Genomic DNA, 2945 nt, shown 5'->3' with positions numbered 1-2945 from the left:
TATGATATCTTTCTTCATGGCGTTGCTCTCCTCAGTGGAATCGGCACCCCGAGCCTAACGGCTCAAGGCGGGCAACGCCGCCCACTTCAGAAATTCAACAGAGACCGGGACATTCCCAAAATTAGTCCACGGTAGCGGCGGGATAGTCCCGCTTCGGGCGGCGTAAAAGTCGGCCACCTATTTTTCTTCTGCGACGATTGCAGGAGGGTTGGGGATCTATACCGTGGATTTATATATGAAGGTTCGTCTGGCTTGCTCGGAAGGTATGAGCCGGCGTCAGGCGGCAAAGCATTTCAACATATCGCGCGACAGCGTTGCCAAGATGATGTCGTATTCGACGCCGCCCGGCTATCAGCGTCAGTCACCGATCCGACGGCCCAAGCTGGATGGGTTTGTTTCGACCATCGATCACTGGCTTGACGAGGACGTGAAGGTGCCGCGCAAGCAGCGCCATACGGCCAAGCGGGTGTTTGACCGGCTTCGTGACGAGTGCGGGTTCACCGGCGGCTACACGATCATCAAGGATTACGTGCGCGAGCGAGAGCAGCGTCGCCAGGAGGTGTTCGTGCCGCTGTCGCATCCGCCAGGGCATGCACAGGCCGATTTCGGCGAGGCGATGGTCGTCATCGGCGGGGTGGAGCGCAAGGCGCATTTCTTCGTGCTCGACCTGCCGCATAGCGATGGCTGTTATGTTCGGGCCTATCCGGCGGCGGTGTCGGAAGCCTGGGTGGATGGGCACATCCATGCGTTCGCCTTCTTCGGCGCAGTGCCGCATATCGTTTCATCGACGAAGACCAGCCGGGCCGGTTGCCGGCGCATGAAGGGCTGACGGTGTTCGCGCCACTCACGCCGCGCCGCCTTGACGTCGGAGCGTTCTTGTTCCGACGCCAGCAGCGCTTATGGAATGGCTCGCCCCTTTCCCTCGGCGCATGATTGCGTCGTCGATGAGGATGGCACGGAGGCGAGCCGATGAATGAGATCAGGGTTCTTGGTATCGATCTTGGAAAAGACGTTTGCAGCGTTGTCGGCTTGGACGAAGCCGGGACAGTGCTGCTGCGGCGCAGAATGCGTCACGCCAGCGTATTGAAGCTGGCGACTGGAATGCGTGCCTGCGTGATGGCGATGGAAGCCTGTTGCGGAGCCCATCATCTCGGCCGCCAGCTTCGTGAGCGGGGCCACGATGTGCGGTTGATGTCGCCGGAATATGTCCGTCCCTTTGTGAAGGCGCAGAAGAACGACGATCGTGATGCCGAGGCGATAGCGGAAGCCGCGACTCGTCCCACGATGCGCTTTGTGGATCTGAAGAGCGACGAGCAACTCGACATGCAGAGCCTGCATCGGGCTCGAGATCGGCTTGTTGGGGAGCGCACGGCTCTGATTAACCAGCTTCGGGCGATCCTTCTCGAGCGGGGCAGTGTGATCGCCAAGGGACGGAGCAAGCTCGAACGCCAGCTTGACCATCTTCTCGCCGGCAAGATGGCGATCAGCTGCCGGATGAGGGTGCTGATCGAGGATATGCGAGACGAATGGCGCGCCCTCGATGCTCGGATCGCCACCTTCGACGCGGAGTTCGCGGAACTTGCCCGCACAGATGCATCGATGAAGCTGCTATCGACGATCCCGGGGATCGGCCCCTTGAACGCGACCGCGTTCGTAGCTTCGATCGGAAAGGCCGAGACGTTCGGTCGTGGCCGCGACCTTGCGGCCTGGCTCGGTCTCGTCCCGCGGCAGATGACGACCGGGGGCAAGCCGCGACTTCTGGGTATCACCAAACGCGGCAACGGCTATCTCAGGCGGATGCTGATCCACGGAGCGCGAGCCGCGCTTCCATCTCTGGCCAAGGGGCAGACGCTGATGGGCGAGTGGCTGCGAGGCCTGCTGTCGCGAGCGCACATGAACACCGCTGTTGTCGCGCTGGCGGCGAAGATGGCCAGGATCATCTGGGCGGTGTTGAGAAGCGGCCGCCCCTTCGACATGGCGGTGGCGCCGTCGGCCGGATGAGATGATAAGAAATCGGCCGGGAGGGCATCCTTCCTGCCGGAGATGTCTGTGAGTGGACTGAAAAGATGGCCTGACAGTCGAACGGTGTACCGACATCCTGACTAAAAAAATGGCGCCAGACGCCGTAGTGCTTATGAGGATCGGTACGCGCGGAAGCTCCATCTTGGCCGGGGACGATCTTCGCCCCGAGACCGGATACGTTGGCGCAGACTGAGATGCCGTCAAAAGTCGCTTGCAGACGGGGCGAGCCATACGTTTTTTTATATGTGAAACCTTCCTTGCGCAGGAGCTTGGACAGGTTGGACGGGTCGACCGTCACGCCATGCTGGACTTCGAGCCAAGCGGCAAGGTCCGGCATCGTGATGTCGGGCTTGGCCCTGACCTTGTCGATGAGCGAGCGCCGATGCGGTCCGAGCTTACCCGATCCCTCGGGGCGGCCCTGCCTGGCCGGCGCCACGGAGCCGGTGGCTCGATAACGTTTCTGAACCCGCACAGCTGTCGAGGGCGCGACTTCGAACCGCGCCGCCATCGTGCGACGTGAATGACCCGCCGCGACCCCGCGCACGATCCTCTCCCGCAAATCTGATGAAACAGCCTTTCACATAAATCACCTCCTGCTCACAGATAATCAAACCGAACATCAAATGGGAATCTGGAGGCTTCTGTGAGGTCCGCGGGCGCGGGTCGGCAACCTCCTCGGCGGACCGGAGGACCTCATTGAAGCCGGATTGAGCGAACCCGCGGGTCGGTTTGGCTTATGGGGATTGTATCTGCGGCGTCTGATCGCGGGGGCGGGTTTGGTGGGGTTGCGCGAGGCCTGAAGCAGGTCGATCGAGACGAGGACGTTGCCTTTCGGACCGTCCGACCGGGATGAAGCCGTTTCGTCCCGCACCATAGCCGCGGCTCTGGTGCCGTTCCGGACCGAAAGGATCACCACGAACAAT

2 protein-coding genes and 2 pseudogenes are annotated in these 2945 nt (G+C 61.5%); 2 read left to right on the top strand and 2 right to left on the bottom strand.

Annotation, left to right across the window (positions count from 1 at the left end):
- Positions 1-223: 223 nt before the first annotated feature.
- Positions 224-781: pseudogene (gene istA / locus VQ044_RS24425) on the top strand (IS21 family transposase); the annotation flags it as partial.
- On the opposite strand, the pseudogene VQ044_RS24420 reads toward istA, so the two are convergent.
- Positions 766-888, bottom strand: a pseudogene (locus VQ044_RS24420) (IS630 family transposase); the annotation flags it as partial. The pseudogenes istA and VQ044_RS24420 overlap by 16 nt on opposite strands.
- 81 nt (positions 889-969) lie before the next feature.
- Here VQ044_RS24420 and VQ044_RS24415 point away from each other — a divergent pair.
- The gene (locus VQ044_RS24415) at positions 970-2001 is read left to right on the top strand and encodes an IS110 family transposase (protein WP_327650278.1); all 1032 of its coding nucleotides are present in this window, start codon (positions 970-972) and stop codon (positions 1999-2001) included.
- Here the strand turns inward: VQ044_RS24415 and VQ044_RS25955 are convergent.
- Positions 1937-2359, bottom strand: coding sequence for a winged helix-turn-helix domain-containing protein (locus VQ044_RS25955; protein ID WP_442880759.1), 423 nt, complete (start codon positions 2357-2359; stop codon positions 1937-1939). The genes VQ044_RS24415 and VQ044_RS25955 overlap by 65 nt on opposite strands.
- Positions 2360-2945 lie beyond the last annotated feature (586 nt).

Source organism: Aurantimonas sp. C2-5-R2 (genome assembly GCF_036549495.1).
GTDB classification, from domain to species: domain Bacteria; phylum Pseudomonadota; class Alphaproteobacteria; order Rhizobiales; family Rhizobiaceae; genus Aurantimonas; species Aurantimonas coralicida_A.
The sequence above is the reverse complement of the archived record's forward strand: the minus strand, read 5'-3'. Positions and strand labels throughout refer to the sequence as shown.